Below are 19014 nucleotides of genomic sequence, written 5' to 3' on the forward strand. Positions count from 1 at the left end.
ATTGCTGCCTTATAATGATGCAAAAGTCACTTTAAATCTTAGTAAAACCTTCTATTAAAACAAACAATACTGGCTTGCTTCATAAGAGGTCTTAGAATCGGGCTAATGATCTCCTTTCTTCCTTAGCTCAAAGACTCCGTAATAGAAATTAGCCAATCACGGCTGCTATCTTCAGCCACGACTTCATACTGTAATGCCTTGCCCCTAGTCGGTCCTACCTCCGCCCAAATCAATCTCTGTGATTCATTGTCTCCGATGTAAACGGCTTCGTTGGAACGAATTGTTAACTTCTCAATCGTTTGTTTCTCTATATCAGGTACCTGAATACGACTTTTCGTTGTTCCGAAAATCCGGAATTGAAATAGCGTTTCATCTTTACAATATAATAAACTGACACCAACGAACGTATCATTTGGTTTCAGATCTCTCACAACGTCTTTGCCGGTTTCTGAACTCTCCCTAGCCATTTCATCGATTTCTTCCTCTGTCAGATTGTCAAATCCATAATAAACCTGAATATCCATCACATTAGCATCGGCAGGAATTACGGGCTCCCATGGTGATAGTCTTGCCATTAACTCTGTAACACCTCCCGACCAGTTCACTGCTCCGTAATTTGTTTGCTGACTGATTTTTTTATCAGCGGCTAGATATATCCCTTTTCCCATCCCAGGTTTTAATTGGCGAACAATGCGATCAATGGTATTCTCCTCTTGAAATGAATCGATATTTACAATGGCTAACACTTCTCCCTCTTCATTCCTCATTTCCAAAGTCTACACTCTCCTTGTAAGGTAGTAAGCACGCAGCTTCAACATCATGAGTAACCCCCATCCCAGGAACCGATTAGCGGTTCAAAAGCAGGACGGGGGCTTGGCTAATTATTCTCTACATTGTTATAACGGTACACTTATTGGACTGCAGTGACATTGATGTTATCAATATTTGGCCCTTCTGTACCGGTTGTGACCACTTTAATCGTATTCGTTCCAGCGTTCATGGGGACCTGAATGGTTTTTTCACTCCAGGTCGACCAGCTGCCTGTCGCCGGGAAAGGTTCGTTGCTGATGACTTTGGTTCCGTTAACGAAAATGTCGAGATTACGCGTTCCGCTTTCCTGGGCGTAACGAAATTTCACGTTTTTGGTACCTGTTATCGTGTTATTGATGGCATTCCATTGAATGGCCGAACCTGTATACGCATTAAAGTTCACGTATCCGGTCCCAGTGTATCCCGGGTAGAGAGTCTCGATAACGGCATCGGTAAGTGTAGTGCCCGTTTCCGCCTCGTACGTGGTTCCGCTGCCTGGAGTGACACTACCACCGGTAATGTTGGCTACAAACGTTGTTACGCTTTGGGCTGGCAATTGTGCTGTGAAGGCTCCACCTGACACCGTAATCGGTGCTCCACTTGCCAGGTTTCGGCTGCTATCCGTAACCCAAGAGGATACAGTGGAAGCGTTACCATTCTGCAGGACAAATTTTTGGCTTACAGCCGAGGTGCCACGATTAATCGCCACAATGACCGCCTTATTATCGCCTTTATAGGCTGAAACGAAAGTATTGGTATCCGGATTTTTGGTTGCATCGACTCGGTAATAGCCTGGCCGCACGAATTTGGAGAAGTGGGCCATATTATATCCTCGTTTGCTAATGCTTCCATCCTCATTCATTGGGCCATATTGTCTCCGAATGTACCACCAAACATAAGCCTGGAAATCCCCTTCAACCATGGCATTATGCATATGGTAAGATACGTCCAATGCCTCAGGCCAACGGTCCGACGAGTTGTTATCGCTGTTCGGGTAATACACTTCGGTCATCCACAGTTCTTTGCCGGCTCCCTTTTGCTTAAAGAGCGGGTATGCGAAATCTTTGAACTGTGTCCCGTACGTATGAGCTCCCAGAATGTCCATATTGGCGAGTGCCTGAGGATCATTCAGAATCGGGTCAGACATGTTTTTCAAATACTGGAACGATTCAGGTGCCATGACTTTGGTATTCTGAATGGATCCTGCATTCTCTTTCATGAAACGAAGGATCTCCTGCGGAGTCCACCAGGTCCATTCATGGGCATAATCCGGCTCATTTTGTACCGAAATGGCATACAGATCCACACCGTTATTTTTCATATAACTGACAAAGTCGTTCAGATGCTGCGCGTACGCAGCATATTTGTCGTATCTCAATCGTTTGGCGTTCGTATCCCCGTTCCGATTGAAGGTTTCGACCATGTCGCTTGGTGGATTCCAGGGAGAAGCGAATACGATGGCACCTTGCTCTATGGCTCTTTTGGCAGTAGCCACCTCCCTGTACCAGTTGTTTGGATTTTCATCGACATAGATTCTTAGTATGGAAAAACCCAGCTGGTTCGCTCCGTTGCCAAAGGCGGTTTCACGCTGAGCTGCCGTCAAGTCGCCAATCCAGGCTGGGTGGTTAATACCTCCAAACCCCTTGATAAGCTGTTTTTCGGAGGACAAATTAATGTTGGCATCACTTGCTGCTGATACGTGTGTCGGCGTTAACATGAGAGGCAGGGCTGTTAAACAGGCCAACAGGACATGAACCGATTTTTTTAAATTCATCTTAAATTTCAATATCTTCACCTTCCTCAAATTATTGTAAATTGAAAGCGGATACAAGAAAATCAACTTGTCCAGCAGCAAATAGAAATTTACGTACCAACCCCTTTCACATCAAAAACAAAAAATAGATTTTATTTGTAAATCTTACTATATTATTCATTCAGCTAAAACCTGACAAATTATAGGATATTTCTTGCGGCATAAGTTAAAGATTTAGTAAATCATCAGGTCAGCATCTTGGCAGATGTCAAAGCTACAAAAAATGACCCCTGAAGTATACAGGAGTCATCTGTTAAAGTAATATACAACCTCAAGATTGGTTCTCCAACTGTTTACTACAAAGGTCTTAATTCAGCATTGAATCGTCCATTTATGTCGTTTCGTTGTTTGTTTTCTTATATAAAAAGTAATCAAAATCAGCATGCTTGCGGGTACCGCCAAGATCCTGCACACAGAGACCAATATAAGTTCCTGTAAACCGGATGTATTCCGGAGATTCATCGGACAGATGTGTGACATCCAACCATCCACCTGCAGGATACCAGGATGGGTCATCATCGCATGCATAGTAAAAGCAGGCACGGTCGTACTCATACACCACCTTCAACCGAATCCGACTCACTGATTTCAATGGAATATCCTCCAACAGTTCATCGTATAATCCGTATCTCGACTGAAGAATTCCCAAGCACGTTCCCTTCTCTTCATGATAGGTGACCCGTAAATAGAGATAGTCTTTGGTATCATAGTACAGTATTAGCCCTGCCATTTGCTGTGGATGGTCCGGGGCAAATTCCAGGCAAGTTTCAGCTTCACACCTGAAATCCTGAAGCCTCCGGGCGACCATGCTTTGTCTGTGTGTCGAGCTCATGGACTCCATCCCGCGCAAGCGCAAGTAACCTGGACGTTCCGTCAGGCTGAGCCAAGATGGATCGGGTGGAATTCGGAGGGTATTCCAATCGTTCCGGAGCTCTGATTGATCGAAATGGTCCATTTCCGGTACCGGTTCAAATGGAACCGACGAGATTTTCGGTGCAGGCACCGAAACCTCCGGATACCGACCACCGTTTGAAAGCTTCAGCCAGCCTTCATCGCTCCAGGTACACGGTTGAAGAGCAGTCTCACGTCCCAGGATGCAAAATTTCTCATGAACTGGCCTTCCGACCAGATGAGCCATATACCATTCACCCGTGTGAGTTTCGACCAGACTGCCGTGACCAGCCTTCTGCAGATCTAAATCCGGTCTGCCGTATGAAGTGAGAATTGGATTAGCAGGGTCCACCTCATAAGGGCCTTGCAGGGAACGAGAGCGGGCAACCGTAACGGCATGTTCATAACCCGTACCGCCTTCAGCCGTAATCAAGTAATAATAGTCTTTGTATTTATGTAGATGAGGCGCTTCTGTCAGCCCCAGTTCTGTTCCCTTAAAAATGTTAACGGCAGATCCGATCAGCTTTTGGTCCTCAACAGAGTATTCCTGCAGTACGATGCCTGCAAATCGATTTTTGCCCTTCCGATGATCCCAGATCATGTTAACCAGCCACTTGCGACCATCTTCATCGTGAAACAAGGAAGGATCGAAGCCGCTGCTGTTCAGAAAAACCGGTTCGGACCATGGTCCTTCAATATCTGTTGCGGTCACAAGGTAATTGTGAGTATCTTTGAAAGCCCCTATACGGCTTTTGACATCTGTGTAGATCAGGTAAAATACACCATTGTCGTAACTAAGGCATGGCGCCCATACCCCTCCGGAATTGATATTTCCTTCCATGTTCAACTGAGTGCTGCGGGTCAGCGGAGAAGTTATCGGCCGCCAATGAATCAGGTCCCGGGAATGGTGAATTCGTACACCCGGGAACCATTCGAAGGTGGAAGTAGCGATATAATAATCTTCCCCCGCCCTGCATATGGACGGATCGGGATGGAAACCGGGAAGAATGGGGTTGGTAATCATATTCATTATAGAAGCAACCTCCGGTATTAAAATAATGGCAGATACAACAAATGATAAGAATGCATCACCATGCCAGCGCTTTTTTGCCGGCTTCCAGGGCAGTTATGATCCGGTCTACATCATATATATTCCCTCTCCATGTTCCGCCGCTGACAGCTTGCAGCGCAGCCCAAAGCCTGGTATCATCCGGCAAATTTTCATCAGGACGCATATCTGGATGAAAGGTCCTTTGAGCCAGAATGAAAGCTCCTTCTTCGGGCGAAAACTCCGTATCTCCTTCTCCAATGAAGTTTACGCTGCCCTCCAGCTTGCCCCGATCCACAACGATGTCAATCAAGTCGCCGTTCCGGAGTTTGCCAATGGGCCCTCCTGCCAGCGCTTCGGGCCCAACATGGCCAATACATGCTCCGGTTGAAACTCCCGAGAAGCGAGCATCGGTGATGAGCGATACATATTTCCCAAAAGACAAATGCTTGAGTGCAGAGGTAAGCTGATACGTTTCCTCCATCCCGGTTCCTGAAGGCCCGCGGCCAAGCAGTACAACAACGTCGCCTGCCATAACCCCGCCAGTCTTAATGGCACGGATTGCCTCACGTTCAGTTGTAAATACCTTGGCCCGGCCACGATGCCGATACACGCCATGTTCATCCAGCACATCAGGATCAATCGATGTGGATTTGATGACAGAGCCTTCTGGCGCGATATTCCCGGTTGGAAAGGTCACGGTCGAAGAAATTCCAAGACGCTGCGAGTGCTCTAAGCTCATGATCACACTGTCCGGATCAATCCCGTCCTTCTCTTCCAATTGCTTGCGTATGAGATGGCGACGTTCTGACGATTCCCACCAGTCCAGCACTTCACCCAGTGACGCACCTGTTACTGTAAGTACAGATTCATCCAGCAGGCCAAGCTGTCTAAGGTGAAGCATGACCTCTGGAACACCTCCGGCCTGAAAAACCCGTATGGTCGGATGGAAGATCGGTCCATTCGGCAGAGCACTAACCAGTCTTGGAACGTTCTTGTTCACCTGTATCCAGTCCTGTACCGTTGGCACAGTTAAACCCGATGCATGGGCAGCAGCCGGGATGTGAAGAAGCAGATTGGTAGATCCGCCGAACGCGGCATGAACGACCATGGCATTGCGAATGGACGCATCTGTAACAATGTCTGCCATCTTGATGCCTTGGGACTCCATGTTGATCAGTGCACGCGAAGATTGGCGCGCCATCTCGAACCAGATGGGCTGCCCTGAAGGTGCCAGAGCGGCATGCGGCACCGTCATGCCCATTGCCTCTGCTACCACCTGGGCGGTTGCCGCGGTCCCTAGAAACTGACAGCCGCCGCCGGGTGTAGCGCAGGCCCGACATCCTAGCTCCGATGCCATTTCAAGAGAGAGCTCTCCATTTGCGTACCTTGCACCAATGGTTTGAATTTTACCTGCATCCTCCCCATCAGTAGGCGGAAGCGTAACCCCGCCGGGAACAATAACTCCTGGCAGCTGCGGCATACCTGCAAGTGCGAGCATCATGGCGGGCAATCCCTTATCACAAGTTGCAACGCCGAGCACGCCTTTTCGCGTGGGGAGGGATCGAATCAATCTGCGGAATACCATCGCGGCATCGTTCCGGTACGGCAGTGAGTCGAACATGCCTGTTGTTCCTTGAGACCTGCCGTCGCAAGGGTCGCTGACATAGCCAGCAAACGGGATTCCTCCGTGGCTCGAGATTTCTTCCGCGGCAGCTTTCATCAGCAACCCGACTTCCCAGTGTCCCGTATGGTAGCCAAGAGCTGCGGGACTGCCATCTTCATTGCGGATACCACCCTGCGTACTTAAGATCAGAAACTGTTTCCCATTCAATTCTCCAGGCTTCCAGCCCATTCCGACATTCTGGGACATGCCGAACAAGTCGCCGCTTGGAGCATTCCGCAGCAAATCATCGGTTAAAGGCAGACGTCCTGTTGCTCCTGGAGCATGCGCAATAATATCATAGCTGCTTGACTCCTTCTCCCCCATAATCGACATTATCTGTTCGTACATGGTAGCCTCCCACAGTTTATGACTTCACAAAGACTGTTTTGATCGCCGTAAAAAACTCGATGGCCGCTTGTCCCTGTTCTCTGGAATGCGAGCTTGACATCTTCATTCCACCGAACGGTGCCTGCAGCTCTACGCCGGCAGTTTCCGCATTAATTCGTACGAGTCCGGCATCCATATCCCGGATGAAGGACAGCATGGCCCCGACGTTTTGTGTATAGATTGAAGCACTCAAGCCATAATCGCTGTCATTTGCCGACGCGATGGCCTCTTCCAAGGAATCCACCGGAATCAAGGCCAGGACCGGGCCGAATATTTCTTCCCGGGCAATGGACATGTGTGGTTCAACACCTTCAAAAACCGTCGGCTGTACATAAAATCCTTCTGCGAGCTCAGGATTGTCCGGTCTTTTTCCTCCAGCGAGCAGTTCGGCACCTTCATCCAGTCCTTTTTGAATGTAACCAAGCACGGTATTCAGCTGGCCTTCACTCGCACATGGACCCATCCAGCTTCCGGAAGACATGCCGTCCCCAAGACGGATTTCCTGGATTTGTGACAGCAGCTTTTCTTTAAAGGCATCATATACTTTTCGTTCAATAATGACCTTGCTGGTGGCCGTGCATTTTTGGCCAGTTGATTTCAAGCCGCCGCTGATGGTGGCCTCAACAGCCAAATCCAAATCAGCGTCTGCCGCAATGATAATCGGGTTTTTGCCACCCATTTCAAGCTGATACTTGGCTCCACGAGCAAGTGCTGCGGCGCCAACTCGCTTCCCGACTTCATTGGAACCTGTGAACGTTATTCCGTTTACATCGGGGTGCTCAGCAAGTGCAGAACCGATTACCGAGCCTTTTCCGCTCACGAGATTGAGAACACCAGACGGGATGCCGGCTTCCTCGAAGCATTCCAAAACCTTGGCTGCCGTAACCGCCGTTTCCTGAGCTGGCTTCAATACAACGGTGTTGCCATAGATCAGGGCCGGTGCCGTTTTCCAGATGGGAATAGCCACCGGGAAGTTCCAAGGTGCAATGACACCTACGACGCCAAGCGGCACACGGGTCGTGAACATTAGTGCCTCCCGATCTGTGGAGGGAATCACATCACCCGTTTTTCGCATGCCTTCCCCTGCGTAATATCTCAAAATGGCGACGCCGCGCATCGTTTCTCCCTTGGCTTCCGGGAATGTCTTCCCCATTTCTCTGGTCATGGCTTCCGCCACCTCGTCGGCCCGGCGCTCCAGCACATTAGCAGCTTGAAAAAGATAATTCCCCCGTTCCGCACCCGTTAAGTTCCGCCAGGACTTCGCCGCTTCTTTTGCCGCTGCCACTGCATTGTTCAGGTCCTCTACACCCGAGGCTGGCACATAACCCACGATTTCTTTGCGATTTGCCGGATTAATGCTCGGTTCCGTCTTTCCGGACGTTGGTTCTACCCATTCCCCGTTAATAAAATTGTTATAGGTCTGCTCTAACTGAAATGCGCTCATCGCATTCATCCTCCTTCTAAACTAGTTTGAAATGACAGGATTGATCAGTGTCCCGATATCACTTATGGATATTTCAATGCGGTCTCCTGGTTCAAGGGTGAAATCATTCGGAGGCACGATGCTGGTGCCTGTCAAAAGTACTGTACCGTCATACAAATCGTTATCCCTTGCCAAAAAGGAAACCAGTTCATCCAGCTTGCGGTTTAATTCACTCGTACTCGCTTCACTTTTAACAACCATTGATTCATCCCGATAGATCTGGCAGACGATGCTGAATTCATAGGGATTCTTCACCGTTTCCGCTAGTCGAATAGCCGGACCTATGGAACAGGAATTGCGCCATATTTTGGCTTGTGGCAGATACAACGGGTTTTCCCCCTCGATATCGCGGCAGCTCATGTCATTCCCGGCGATGTATCCCACAATGCTGCCATCCGCGGCAAGCACCAGTCCCAGCTCAGGCTCCGGGATCTGCCAAGTAGAATCGCTGCGCAGCGTGACAGCCTCATTCGGCCCGACAGTCCGGGCTGCAGTGGATTTAAAGAAGATCTCCGGTCTCTCTGCATCATAGACCTTATCGTAGAAGGTTTCCGCATCCAACTTTCCATCCGTAGCTTCATAATTCCGCGCTTCCCGGCTCCGCTGATATGTCACACCTGCTGCCCACACTTCCGGTGCATCTACTGGTGTGATCAGGTGCAGAGAAGTCCAATCATCGGTGAGCTTGTTTACCGGTTTAAGAGCGCTTTCAATCCATTGAACCGGAGTAACACCCTTCTCCCTCGCCTGATAGATTAAAGTCATAAAATCTGCTTGCGGCAAACGATACGCTTGTTCATCATCCGTAACGGCTGCCAACCACTTCTGTTGTCCATCCAAAAATCGAATAATTCTCATTCCAGCTTGCCCCCTATCTCCCTACCGGGTTGATAACATTACCATAGCACCAGCGATGTTTCATGACGATGTACTTATCACTCCGACGACTTACCCTTTTCACGCATTATTTTTCTGTTAAAATAAATCTAATCGTATTTGGAATACAGAGCGTTACGAGGAGGTAGCTGTGACCAAACTTTCAGAAGCCGTATATTTAGGCCGTCTGCCCGATGTTCGCATGTCTTTTCAATTGCTCGGACTGCATGCAAGACAAGTAGATTCCAATTGGACGTATCCTTCTCATGAACATTCCATGTATGAAATTCACTGGATGCTCGACGGTGAGATGAACATGGTGGTCAACGGTCAGTCGTACAGTCAATCGATTGGAGACCTTCTGTTTATCCGTCCGGGTATGACTCACTCCTGCACAGGTGCCGGACCGCAGGGTTTCACATACTTTTCCGTTCATTTCAGCGTACACGATACCTCCTTCTGCAGAGAACTCAACCGCTGCAAGGACATTTATTACCCGGCAGATTCGAGCCTGGCTTCGGGACTGTCCTCTTCACTCTGTACGTTGTACGATCTGGCTACAGAACACTTATCCATGCCGTTGTCTTCCTCCAAACAGATGAAAGTCCATGCCGCCGTATTCGAACTGCTCGGTTCCCTGGTTGGCCAGTTATCTCAGAACGCATCCGTTACCTTATCGAGAAAAGAAACCATCGCCCACCAAATTGCCGAGCACATTGAGGACTCCGTAAGATATATCCACCTTCATGGTGACGTTCGGGAGAGCGAACGAACTTGGATCCAAGACATCGCGAAGTCGCTGAACATTAGCCCTTCACAGATCAACCGGATCTTTCGAGAGGTATATGGTACAGCCCCGCGCAAGTTTTTATCAGAAACCCTTCTGAACGAAGCCCAGCGGCTGTTAAAACAAACAGACCTGAACATTGACCATATTGCGATGATGCTTGGATACAAGACCAATGCGCATTTCAGCCGTCAATTCAAGCGATGGACGGGCATCACGCCAAGCGAATTTCGCATCCATTCCCAGCGGACTGCTGCAGCGGAGCATCTCGGTGATTGAAATCCTTTTCCACATGAAATAAGCAGCTGCCGGGTTACCAGCAGCTGCTTCGCTGTGTCTAAGCGGTGTTTCAATCTGAGTTAGCCGTTATGCTAATGTAAAAGAAGCCAGGCTCGCGCCTCCTGCTCCCCTGTAAGTCAAATACAAAGCCTGCCTGCCGTCTGGAACGGTAATGTCCGCCGTATATTTTTTCCATTCATTTGTAAAATGTACCGGGATTGTTCCCAGAACAGGACCGTCCCATGCGGTTTTAATCTCAAATTCTCCATTGCAATATCCCCGGACCTTTACCGTGACCTGGCGAATCCCATCACAATTGAAATACTTAAATCCTGCTGTGGCTGAATCCACCATATTGGCAATATATCCGACCTCTTCATCACCGTCTCGTCCATCCTGGGTAATCTTCGGAAAACGGCTGTCCAGCCAAGCGCCTCCTCCAAAACCACCGGTATACATTTGATCATCTTTTGCGAAAAGATTACATGCAATGTATGCGGGATATTCCCCTTTTCCTACAAGTGGGCCTCCATTCACGCCGCAGGAAGTCATTTCTACCTGAGATATCATTCCATGCTCGTCAAAAGAGATGCGTTCAATGCAGCCCTGACGGTTAAATGCGTCCCCATTGGTATGGCGGTGATAGAATATGTACCAGTCTCCCTTGATCTCAACAATGCTGCCGTGATTGTTACCGCCATAATACATCGGCTTGTCAGCTGGTTTATAGGAATCAATATGTAGATCGCAGTTGCTTATGATTACACCCTGATATTCAAACTCTTTGTTAGGAAATTGACTGGTCGCATAACATAATTCGTGCATGACAATGGAGGAGTAAACCAAGTAGTAGGTATCCCCTCTTTTCCGGATGGAAGGAGCCTCGAAAAATTCATGTCCTTCGAATCCGCTGCCTTCGCTGTATGGCTGACTCGGCGCTATGAATACGGGCTCATCCACAATCGTAAGCATGTCCGGTCCAAGCACCGTCGCCATCGCACCGTGTCTCGATCGATCTCCGTGCCCACAGAATCCGGTATATAGATACGTACGCTCTCCTTCGGTCAGCACGCCTGGATCGAATTGGGGCTCGTCCCCTTCTCTTTCCCCCAGGCGAGTGCCATCTGTATATTTCACGTATCCGTAGAATTCAAACTTGCCTGCAGGAGTATCGCATACAGCCACTGAAACAACTGGCACTTTATCCAGCACATAATATAGATAATATCGTCCATCAGGACCAAGCGTAACGTCTGGGGCGTAAAGGCACATACTGCCGTCCGGGTTAAGCGGATCATCTGCCTTTTGGTAGATTACACCTTCATTGCGCCAATTCCCGAGGTCGTCCACAGGCGCGGACCAACATACGTAGTCGTTTAGACAGAAGACATGTCCGTTAAACCGGTCATGCGAACCGTACACATAAACTCTATCCTCAAATACATAAGGTTCACCATCAGGGACGTACTCCCAGGATGGAAGATATGGATTTAACCCCTGTTTTTTCATAAAAGCTACACTCCTCGTCAAAATAATTAAGCAATATGAATCAAAAACGAATTCGGTATAATAGAAAAATAGCCCGTCTGACAAACTTACATGATATAGGTGAAAATCAATGACAAATATATTTTACGTTGAATATGACGCAGCACATCATAGCAATTTTGTTTTTGATATTCCCCAAGGACATCCCTGCTGGCTTTTGGTCATTACACAGACTCCCGCTCAGTTCTGGGTAGATGGAAAACTCAAGGAATACCCTCCTCATTGTGCTGTTCTTTTCGAGCCCCATCAAAAAATTTACTACCGAGCTTCCGCAGGGAATTATATTAATGACTGGATCCGCTTTGAAAGCGATGAACCTTACGTAACCGAAACCTCACTTCCCTATGGCAAGCCTTTTCCTTTGGATGATCCTGAATATTGCCACAAGCTGTTCCAGCTGCTCGTCGTAGAGAATTCATTCAATAAGGACTACAGAGAATCCTCCATTGATTGTCTGCTCCGAACCCTGTTCAACAAGCTGCTGGAGTCTTACTTCCAAGAGGAAATTAGTCCTCAGCACTACAACCTTTTAAAGCTGCGTGCGGCCATTCATAACAATCCAAGTCACCCCTGGACCATATCGGAAATGGCTAAAATTATTAGCATCAGTCCGGGATACCTGCAGTTGATTTACAAAAAATTGTTTGGCCTCTCGTGCATGGATGATGTTATTCACAGCCGGATTCGCCTAGCCAAAGAATATCTCAGGCATGATCAGTATACGGTTGCGGAGATTGCAGACCGGTGCGGTTACCGCAATGTGGAGCATTTTTGCAGACAGTTCAAACAAATGACCGGTTCATCACCCAAGAAATTCCACAAACGCGCGAGTAACTTCACTCCCGGCCCAGCAGATTCCGAAAAGGTTATCCTTTGATTCCGGTCATTGTAATCCCCTGAATAAAATATCTCTGTCCGATGAAGAAGAGGATTAGCACAGGAATAACGGTAATTAAAGAAACAGCCATCAGCATCTGTATTTGGGAGGAGCCAAAAGAATTCTGGAAGAACTGCAAACCGATAGCGAGTGTAAAATTCTGATCGCTGTTCAGATAAATCAGCGGAGACATGTAATCATTCCAGTGAAAGGTAATCGACATGAGACCGACCGTAATCAAAGCCGGTTTGATTGCAGGCAGCAGTATTTTGTAATAAATCTGAAATGCATTGGCACCGTCGATATATGCGGCTTCATCCAAATCTTTCGGAATCGTTTTGAAGAATTGCCGCAGCAGGAAAATGTTAAACGCACCTCCCCCAAAAAAGGACGGAACGATAAGAGGCATTAAGGTATCGAGCCAACCAAGCTTGGTGAACAAGAGGTACGTAGGAACGAGAGTGACCTGACTGGGGAGCATCATCGTAGCAAGCACGACCGTAAATAACAATCCGCTGTATCGAGATTTAAACCGTGCAAAGCCATAGGCTACGAATGAAGCGGAAAGAACCGTTCCAATTGTCGCAAGTCCTGTTACAATTAAGGTATTCCATGTATAACGGGTGAAATCCGCGTATTGCCAGCCCTGAATGAAGTTATCCCAAGTAAACGTTTCCGGGATGATTTTGGGAGGCAGCGTATAGGCTTCCGAAGGGATTTTAAAGGCGGTTGAAAGCATCCATATAAACGGAAAAATAAACACGACTGCAATGATCGTCAATATCACATAACTCAGGCTGACTTTAATCCGGGCGCTGTTTTTTTTACTTTTGTAATAAGCCTCCATGGTTGCACCTCCCCAATTTTAGTTATCGTAATAAACCCAGTGTCGGGAAGTCCGGTTTACGATGAGTGTGATGATCATAATAACGACGAACAATAACCAGGCCAGCGTTGACGCATAACCCATTTCGTTGTATTTAAATCCGCTGTTATAAATATGCATCATGTACGTGTAGGTGGAGTAGCTGGGGCCACCCTCGGTTAGAATGTAAGGCTGCATAAAGATCTGGAAACCACCAATGATCCCCATAACCAGATTAAAATAAAGCGTTGGCGTGATCAGGGGCAGGGTAATCTGTGTAATTTTAACGAAACTGCTCGCTCCATCAATCTCAGCGCTCTCATATAAGGCTTCCGGAATATCCTGCAGCCCCGCCAGTGTAATGATGATGGAATTCCCGATGGTCCAGATCCCCATAATAATAATCGCCGGCATGGCCCATTTCGTATCGCTTAACCAGTTAGGACCGGTAATACCGAACAGAGAAAGGAAATAGTTGATAAAACCAAACTGGGCATTAAAAATCCAGCCCCAAAGCAAGGTAACCGCAACCCCTGATGTGATATACGGGATATAGAAGCTGGTCCTGAAAAAACCAACTCCCTTTATTTTTTGATTGAGCAGAAGAGCAATCAGAAACGACAGGAGTAAACTGGCCGGAACAGAAACCAACACAAAATATAATGTGTTTAACAAAGAACGGTAAAAAAGCGGATCCTGTGTAAAGGCCCTGACGATATTATCGAAGCCGATAAATTGGCCTGATCCGGTCATATCCATATCGGTGAAAACCAAAAAGATAGAATAACCCATTGGATATAAGGTGAATATGAGAAATCCTAAAAGCCATGGCGAGATAAAAAGGAAGAATTGTTTCTCCTCCCTGTTTGCAATGCGGTTATTTCGCGCCTTCATTCTTTCGCCTCCAAAGCTGCCTCCTATCGAGACCGGATTAGGATAGAAGGGGGAAGATCGCTCCCCCCCCTCGTTGTAACCAGGTGTTCATTATTCGTTTATTTACTTTGATGAATGGAGTCGAGAGCGGACTGAATTTGGGATGTATAGGCTTTGGCCGCTTCCTCTGCGGATTTCCCTTGAACGGTGACCTGCTGCCAGGTTTGCTCATAGAGGTCCCCCGCCTTTGCAATGGAGCCACCCCACGGGAAAGTTATGGCATCCTGCAGCCCTGTTACGAAATCCACCATGGAGATATCAGTGCCTTCAATTTTCAAGTTGGCAAACGTACTATCTGCCGATTCTTTTGCCGCAGGGAGATTTACCTTACTGTACAGATCTCCGACCTCTTTATTCAGGGAGACGGTTTTAATATAAGCCCACGCTGCTTCCTTATTTTTGGAATCCTTGTTCATGGCGAAGCCTGTCTGGAATTTAATGTTGACGGTTTTACCGGATGGATCTTTTGGAGGCATCACGATACCCCATTGAAAATTGGAACCGATATTTTTGGCAATCGTTGAAGCTTCAAACACACCCAGCGGATACATCGCAGCTCTGCCTGCAGCGAACATTTGGTCCATCGGCATGCTCTTGGCAGCCGCATCATCCGGCATTGCTTTTGCATTGACCAGGTCACCGAACAACTGGTACCCCTTCAGAGTATTGGGATCATCCAGAGTCTGTTTGCTCCAATCCTCGTTATATGGCATCCCGCCGTATATAAAAGGAGCGAAACTTTGCAAGATCCAGTGAGACACAATGCCATAGACCCGGTTGGCACCTTCACCCGAGGAGACCTGTTTGGCTGTTGCCGAAAAATCATCCCAAGTCCAGTCATTCGTTGGGTACGGGAGCCCCGCCTTGTCAAAAATGTCTTTATTATAAGCAATCATAAAATCTGAAGCGGTTGTTGGCATGCCTTCGCGTTTTCCGTCCGCATCGACATATCCCCCATCAACCCCCTGTGTTAACAATGCCTCGAGGTCCAGTTGATCCTTCTCAATATAAGGGTTTAAATCTTCGAACCATTTGGATCTCAACCCTTTCCAGTCTGGAGACATCATGATCACATCACCGGCATTTCCTGCAGCCAGTGCTGCATCCAGCTTGACATCAATGTTATCTGCCGGGAGCCAAACTTCATGTACCTTCACTTTTGGATACAATTTTTTGAAAATTTTGGTTGCTTCCTTTCGAGACTGGAGCTCCTCGCCGCCGCCCCACCCAAATACGGTAAGGTCACCGGAAATTTCTCCATTACCCGATGAATTTTCTGCTGCCTGATCACTGTTTGCCGAGCAGGCGGTGATCACTGTCACGAATATTCCGATAAGCAGAATGATTGCAAATTTTCTCATAGTTATCCTCCCTTTTATACTTAGGCGAGCGACTGGTGTCGTAACCCGATGAATGAATTCGGATTCTCAAGTGGCAATCGAATAAAAAGGAAATACTAATCTATCCTCATGTAACGCCGAGGATCTACAACCTTCCAAACCTGAATTTGTCATTACATTGCAAGGTGAAATGACAGTTAGCGCATATTAAAACACCACTCTTTCTGCCTTGTTAGCGTTTCCATCGTTATTTAAAAGTAAGGTTTCTTCGTGCTTGATACAATGACATATCCTTAAGAATTATTGATGAATAATCATATTCTGAATTTGAAATCCAGAGCTTCAATTCAATGAATGCCAAAAAAGACGACTCTGATCTCCGCTGTTCAAAACGGTTAGAGTCGCCCTTTTCTCTTTCTATTCTTTCACTTTTTTTTTGGAACTATGATGTGCGATAACGGCTTGAATAGTCCAGAGTAATTAGGCTGTTGGCAGACGCATTGGCCTTTTCTGCATCAAGCAGGCGGCGGAATAGGAACACCAGATTTAGCAGCAGCAGGTTTTCGGTTTCTTTAAGCGGAATACCTATTAGCCGTTCCAACTTCTCCAGTCGGTAAGCTGCTGTATTGCGGTGAATGTACAACCTGGAGGACATTTCATTGATGTGGCCATTACAAATTGCGTACGTTTCCAGTGTCTGTAGAAGCTCAGGATCATAACCTTCTACTGTAAGCAGGCTGCCAATATAGCGGTCGACATATTGTTGCATTTGCTCTCGCGGAATATCTTGAACCAACCGGAGAAGATCTTCCTGAACGGCAGACAATCTACCAGCTTTTGCGGTCATTGCTTTCCCTCCTTGAAATGGGACCTACTCTTTTCAAGATCAAGCATGACTAGCTACTTATGTTCACCTCTCCCGGGCAGACAACACTGAATTCCCTGCCGGTACCATGGTTAGGAAATGGCGACGCTTCACTATACGTCAACTGGCCGCGCAGCAGTGTCATCTTAACTTTACAGCCAAAGCTGCGGCCAATGTAAGGGGAATGACGATGCTTCTGATAGAGGTCTGATGCTTTAAGTGTGTAGGGAGCATTTAGGTCAACCAGGGCCAGGTCGGCATCGCAGTTCAATGCAATGCGTCCCTTCGCCTGATCCAGTCCGAATCGTTCGGCTGGGGCACCAGACAACAGACGCGCCAGCATTGGAAGGGGAACTCCCCTTTTCAGATACCCTTCATCCAGCATCAACTCCAACGTGCTCTGTACACCGGCAATGCCGCCCCACGTTTCAAACATATCATCCCCTGTCTTCATGCCGGCTGGGCAGGGTGAATGATCCGAAGATAAAAAGTCGAACCAGCCTCCCTGTAACCTGTACCATAGCTTCCCCTGTTCTTCCGCATCACGCAGTGGAGGTGCACATTTAGCTACAGCACCCATGACTGCAAAATCATTGTCGGTCAGACATAGATAGTGCGGACAAGTCTCCAGGGTTACATCAACTCCCGCTAGACGGGCTTCACGGATTCGTTTTGCAGCAGATTCACTGCTAATGTGGACAAAATGCAATCGGCATCCGCTCTCGGCTGCATAGCGCAGCGCCTTTTCCACTGCTTCCACCTCTGCCTCTATCGGACGTGAAGCTGTATAGCTCGCCGGGTCGAACCGTCCCAAGCTGCGGGCTTCACGAGTGAGTCTTGCAATAGTAGGCTCATGTTCAGCATGGAGTGCCAGCAGCTTGCCTGTCTCCGCAATCATTCTCATCCCTTCTCTGAGGGTTTCGTCGTCTGACCGACGAAATCCGTCCTTATCCTTGTCCCCCGGAGAAGACATGAAGGCTTTGAAACCGATGACTCCGGCGTCAGCCAACAGCGGCAGCTCCTGAAGATAACCGGGCATAAGTCCTCCCCAAAATCCATAGTCTGCATACGTTTTACCTGCCGCGCGGTCTCTTTTTTGCTGAAGTGCACGAACTGTAATTGTAGGAGGAACAGCATTGAGCGGCATATCCAGAAAGCACGTTCCTCCTCCGGCGGCCAGAGCAGCGGAACCCGTCTGAAATCCTTCCCAGGATTCCAGACCCGGCTCATTAAAATGTACATGAGTGTCGATGACACCAGGCATCACGGTCAATCCATGTGCTTCAATGATTTGGCCCCCCGAAGGATCAATGTTATCTGCGATTTCAGCAATCAATCCATTCCTAATACCGATATCCTTTCGCTCAACGGCTGCTTCTGTAACGATCGTTCCGCCTGTAATGACTAGATCATGCGATGTTGCGGATTTCATGCTCCGCTCCTCCTTATCCATACGTAAGGTTGTAACAGCACACCAGCAATCTTCTATGTGTTCATGCCGATAAGCCTTGCCGGATTTGTAGCTACCATCCGGTAAATATCATCCGGAGCGAATTGATAATCGAGCATGCTGGCAATCATTGTTCTCATCCCTTGCACAGGCGTTGAGGCCGCGCGGATCCCATAGTCCGTACCAAGAACGAACTGATCGATCCCCACTTCACGGATGGTATTCATCCATTTCGTCGCATTCGAGAATCTGCCGAGTTCAGCTCCCATATCCATATATTCTCGTTCTACATAGTAGTGGGTCCGGGGAACATCCGGATACAGCCAATCCACAAGACAGGCCTCTAGAAAAGCACCCCTGGCTGCAGTCGATTTTTGCTCTTCGATTGTCATTTGTCCACGGACGGGATGAGCGATTAACACCTTCGCTATGCCGTATTGTTCTGCAAGATCCAGCAGACGGAGCGCTTCCGGCACAGATACATGACCCGTATTCAGATAGACCTCCGGATGTTCTGCCACCATGCTTAAGATCTCATCCAGCGCTTCTGGAACAGGACCTTCCAGCGGTATCGACGTTGCCACAGACAGCTCTTTCTCCACAAACTTCGGATAAACATCCTTAAACGGAACAAGTTTGCCGTCGATCAGTGTGGACTCACGCTCAGCGGAATGGCGTGTACAATGTGAACCGAAGCTGATGAAGCGGCAGCCCTCTTCCATATGCAGTGCGGTTTTTACGGAACGCGGATTCATACCGGCATGGCAGGAGTTCATCAAATAACCCCCATACGTGTGAATACCCGGTACATGACGGTTCACTACCCAGGCCATCCCTGAAGCCCAGCCGAATACATCATAGTACACAATACTCCTCATGCCTGCAGCTGCGGCTTCCTGCGCTACCTGAATCGGGTCCAGATGCCCAGGGTTAGAATTCAACACTGGCCCTGCATGTACATGACTATCGATGGCACCAATCAGAAGCTCATCTGGCAGTTCCATTGACCTCCGATAAAAGGATTCATTCCATTTGGTACGGTCTGGAGTCCGGTTCTGTGGTTGTTCTTGATTGGAATCAAAAGTAAGCATAGTAA

At 48.0% G+C, this 19014-nt stretch carries 15 protein-coding genes; 2 read left to right on the plus strand and 13 right to left on the minus strand.

Features of this window, described 5'->3' with window-relative positions; all coding sequences use genetic code 11:
• Positions 1-122 precede the first annotated feature (122 nt).
• The 6 genes from F4V51_RS15820 to F4V51_RS15845 all read right to left on the minus strand — a co-directional run bounded on the left by F4V51_RS15820 (position 123) and on the right by F4V51_RS15845 (position 8956).
• The gene (locus tag F4V51_RS15820) at positions 123-773 is read right to left on the minus strand and encodes a hypothetical protein (RefSeq protein WP_153978749.1); all 651 of its coding nucleotides are present in this window, start codon (positions 771-773) and stop codon (positions 123-125) included.
• A 137-nt stretch (positions 774-910) separates the two neighbouring features.
• Positions 911-2584, minus strand: a complete 1674-nt coding sequence (locus tag F4V51_RS15825; RefSeq protein ID WP_153980724.1) for a glucuronoarabinoxylan endo-1,4-beta-xylanase XynC — start codon at positions 2582-2584, stop codon at positions 911-913.
• A gap of 370 nt (positions 2585-2954) precedes the next feature.
• Complete coding sequence (locus F4V51_RS15830) at positions 2955-4544, minus strand: glycoside hydrolase family 43 protein (protein ID WP_153978750.1); 1590 nt, start codon at positions 4542-4544, stop codon at positions 2955-2957.
• Between the two features lie 58 nt (positions 4545-4602).
• A complete protein-coding gene (locus F4V51_RS15835; protein ID WP_153978751.1) occupies positions 4603-6576 on the minus strand; it encodes a YjhG/YagF family D-xylonate dehydratase in 1974 nt (657 codons plus the stop codon).
• Positions 6577-6592: 16 nt separating this feature from the next.
• Positions 6593-8059, minus strand: coding sequence for an alpha-ketoglutaric semialdehyde dehydrogenase GucD (gene gucD, locus F4V51_RS15840; RefSeq protein WP_153978752.1), 1467 nt, complete (start codon positions 8057-8059; stop codon positions 6593-6595).
• 21 nt (positions 8060-8080) lie between these two features.
• A complete protein-coding gene (locus F4V51_RS15845) occupies positions 8081-8956 on the minus strand; it encodes a fumarylacetoacetate hydrolase family protein (protein ID WP_127536986.1) in 876 nt (291 codons plus the stop codon).
• Positions 8957-9125: 169 nt separating this feature from the next.
• Between F4V51_RS15845 and F4V51_RS15850 the strand changes: the two genes are divergently transcribed.
• The gene (locus F4V51_RS15850; RefSeq protein ID WP_153978753.1) at positions 9126-10040 is read left to right on the plus strand and encodes a helix-turn-helix domain-containing protein; all 915 of its coding nucleotides are present in this window, start codon (positions 9126-9128) and stop codon (positions 10038-10040) included.
• Positions 10041-10127: 87 nt separating this feature from the next.
• On the opposite strand, the gene F4V51_RS15855 is transcribed toward F4V51_RS15850, so the two are convergent.
• Complete coding sequence (locus F4V51_RS15855; protein WP_153978754.1) at positions 10128-11549, minus strand: family 43 glycosylhydrolase; 1422 nt, start codon at positions 11547-11549, stop codon at positions 10128-10130.
• Between the two features lie 109 nt (positions 11550-11658).
• Between F4V51_RS15855 and F4V51_RS15860 the strand changes: the two genes are divergently transcribed.
• On the plus strand, positions 11659-12465 hold the full coding sequence (locus tag F4V51_RS15860; RefSeq protein ID WP_153978755.1) for a helix-turn-helix transcriptional regulator: 807 nt from the start codon (positions 11659-11661) through the stop codon (positions 12463-12465).
• On the opposite strand, the gene F4V51_RS15865 is transcribed toward F4V51_RS15860, so the two are convergent.
• The 6 genes from F4V51_RS15865 to F4V51_RS15890 form a co-directional block, all read right to left on the minus strand.
• Positions 12455-13312: a carbohydrate ABC transporter permease gene (locus F4V51_RS15865; protein WP_153978756.1), complete on the minus strand. Its 858-nt coding sequence runs from the start codon at positions 13310-13312 to the stop codon at positions 12455-12457. The genes F4V51_RS15860 and F4V51_RS15865 overlap by 11 nt on opposite strands.
• 18 nt (positions 13313-13330) lie before the next feature.
• Positions 13331-14224 carry a carbohydrate ABC transporter permease gene (locus F4V51_RS15870; protein ID WP_153978757.1) on the minus strand — a complete coding sequence of 298 codons (894 nt, stop codon included), beginning with the start codon at positions 14222-14224 and terminating at the stop codon, positions 13331-13333.
• 98 nt (positions 14225-14322) lie between these two features.
• Positions 14323-15624: an ABC transporter substrate-binding protein gene (locus tag F4V51_RS15875; RefSeq protein WP_153978758.1), complete on the minus strand. Its 1302-nt coding sequence runs from the start codon at positions 15622-15624 to the stop codon at positions 14323-14325.
• A gap of 421 nt (positions 15625-16045) precedes the next feature.
• The gene (locus tag F4V51_RS15880) at positions 16046-16450 is read right to left on the minus strand and encodes a PucR family transcriptional regulator (RefSeq protein WP_153978759.1); all 405 of its coding nucleotides are present in this window, start codon (positions 16448-16450) and stop codon (positions 16046-16048) included.
• Positions 16451-16499: 49 nt separating this feature from the next.
• Positions 16500-17900 (minus strand): allantoinase AllB, encoded by a 1401-nt coding sequence (allB, locus tag F4V51_RS15885; protein ID WP_162009946.1) that lies wholly within the window; start codon positions 17898-17900, stop codon positions 16500-16502.
• A 53-nt stretch (positions 17901-17953) separates the two neighbouring features.
• Positions 17954-19009 carry a DUF6282 family protein gene (locus tag F4V51_RS15890; RefSeq protein WP_153978761.1) on the minus strand — a complete coding sequence of 352 codons (1056 nt, stop codon included), beginning with the start codon at positions 19007-19009 and terminating at the stop codon, positions 17954-17956.
• Positions 19010-19014: the final 5 nt, after the last annotated feature.

Source organism: Paenibacillus xylanilyticus (genome assembly GCF_009664365.1).
In the GTDB taxonomy this organism is placed as follows: Bacteria; Bacillota; Bacilli; order Paenibacillales; family Paenibacillaceae; genus Paenibacillus; species Paenibacillus xylanilyticus_A.

Bases quoted from the DNA above. Each gene is read 5' to 3' on its own strand.
- F4V51_RS15825 (WP_153980724.1), bottom strand. From the start codon at position 2,584: ATGAATTTAAAAAAATCGGTTCATGTCCTGTTGGCCTGTTTAACAGCC.
- F4V51_RS15830 (WP_153978750.1), bottom strand. From the start codon at position 4,544: ATGAATATGATTACCAACCCCATTCTTCCCGGTTTCCATCCCGATCCG.
- F4V51_RS15835 (WP_153978751.1), bottom strand. From the start codon at position 6,576: ATGTACGAACAGATAATGTCGATTATGGGGGAGAAGGAGTCAAGCAGC.
- gucD (WP_153978752.1), bottom strand. From the start codon at position 8,059: ATGAGCGCATTTCAGTTAGAGCAGACCTATAACAATTTTATTAACGGG.
- F4V51_RS15845 (WP_127536986.1), bottom strand. From the start codon at position 8,956: ATGAGAATTATTCGATTTTTGGATGGACAACAGAAGTGGTTGGCAGCC.
- F4V51_RS15855 (WP_153978754.1), bottom strand. From the start codon at position 11,549: ATGAAAAAACAGGGGTTAAATCCATATCTTCCATCCTGGGAGTACGTC.
- F4V51_RS15860 (WP_153978755.1), top strand. From the start codon at position 11,659: ATGACAAATATATTTTACGTTGAATATGACGCAGCACATCATAGCAAT.
- F4V51_RS15865 (WP_153978756.1), bottom strand. From the start codon at position 13,312: ATGGAGGCTTATTACAAAAGTAAAAAAAACAGCGCCCGGATTAAAGTC.
- F4V51_RS15870 (WP_153978757.1), bottom strand. From the start codon at position 14,224: ATGAAGGCGCGAAATAACCGCATTGCAAACAGGGAGGAGAAACAATTC.
- F4V51_RS15875 (WP_153978758.1), bottom strand. From the start codon at position 15,624: ATGAGAAAATTTGCAATCATTCTGCTTATCGGAATATTCGTGACAGTG.
- F4V51_RS15880 (WP_153978759.1), bottom strand. From the start codon at position 16,450: ATGACCGCAAAAGCTGGTAGATTGTCTGCCGTTCAGGAAGATCTTCTC.
- allB (WP_162009946.1), bottom strand. From the start codon at position 17,900: ATGAAATCCGCAACATCGCATGATCTAGTCATTACAGGCGGAACGATC.
- F4V51_RS15890 (WP_153978761.1), bottom strand. From the start codon at position 19,009: ATGCTTACTTTTGATTCCAATCAAGAACAACCACAGAACCGGACTCCA.